This is a genomic window from Allobosea sp. 05L423, assembly GCF_056397745.1.
This window is the reverse complement of sequence record NZ_JBFTOA010000039.1, coordinates 1-1,143: the sequence shown is the minus strand read 5'-3', so window position 1 is coordinate 1,143 and position 1,143 is coordinate 1. Positions and strand designations below refer to the sequence as shown.

At 66.2% G+C, this 1,143-nt stretch carries 1 protein-coding gene; it reads left to right on the top strand.

Annotation, left to right across the window (positions count from 1 at the left end):
* Window positions 1-773: 773 nt before the first annotated feature.
* Window positions 774-1,112, top strand: coding sequence for an endonuclease domain-containing protein (locus tag AC1DNE_RS30470; RefSeq protein ID WP_476767449.1), 339 nt, complete (start codon window positions 774-776; stop codon window positions 1,110-1,112).
* The last annotated feature ends 31 nt before the right edge of the window (window positions 1,113-1,143 follow it).

Sequence of the window (1,143 nt, the reverse complement as noted above, 5' to 3'; positions counted from 1 at the left end):
CGCGTCATGCCCGGGCTTGGCCCGGGCATCTTCGAACAGGAGGCCCCGGAGCCTTGTCCGGCCCGCGATTCTCGCCCCCCCTCGGGTCACCCGAGAATGACGGGCGTGGGGCCCGCATTGACGCGCATGCCTTCGCCCGCCCGCGCTTTCACGCGGGCGTTCGCAATGAGGGGCAGCGGAGCGCCGCGAGGCGCGGGGTATCGGGCCGCTTCCATTGAGCCAGGATGCGGCGCGGAAGGATTGAGCCACCTTCCGCACGCCCCGTGGCGCTCCGCTCATCGGCGTTCTCTCAGACTCCGGGCCGCGCTTCTATGGCTCTCCGGTTCCGGTCCCGCTCGCCTCGACGCCAGTTCGGCACGGAGCGCGCTGCGCTCCGCTTTGTCTCGTGCATCGGATGGTCCCGAAAAGCGTTTCCGCTGGTCGGCCCGATGCCGGCCTTGTCGCGTCTCGGATGACAGAACCTTTCCCGTCGCGCCTCCCAGCGATGCTCCTCGCGCAGGGGCCGTAGTACCCCCAGGGCGGTGCCCCGAAGCCTCCCGGGACCGGCTTGTAAGACCGGCCGCAGGCGCCGACCTCACCCCGCCACTGGCATACCTCCGGATGGCCGCCCCTCGGGGATGAGGTGGCCCGAGCATAGGCATGGGGTGAAGGAGCGGGGATAAGTTTTCTCGACAGCGACCGTCAGGCGCGGGGAACCCCTCTCCCGAATGGGAGAGGGGCAGGGGTGAGGAACCGCCGTTGATCGCGGAAGCGAGTCCGTTCAACATCTCCCAATGACCAGCGAACGGCGCCAATTCGCCCGGCAGCTTCGACAGTCCTCCACCCGGCAGGAAGACGCCCTTTGGTCTTTACTGCGCAATCGGCAGCTCGATGGGCTGAAATTCCGCCGTCAGGTTCCCCTGCTCGCCTATACGGTCGATTTCATCTGCATTGATCGAAAACTGATCGTCGAAATCGACGGGCGCCAGCACAGCTGGGAGCGCGATTATGATGCGGCAAGGACCGCGGAAATCGAGCGGCACGGGTTCAAGCTTGTGCGCTTCAGCAATGCCGAGGTCATGGATAGCCGGGACGATGTCCTCGCCACCATCCGCACAGCAATAGGCGGATAGGTAGAGCCTTCATCGGCAGCAGCAGTCCCTC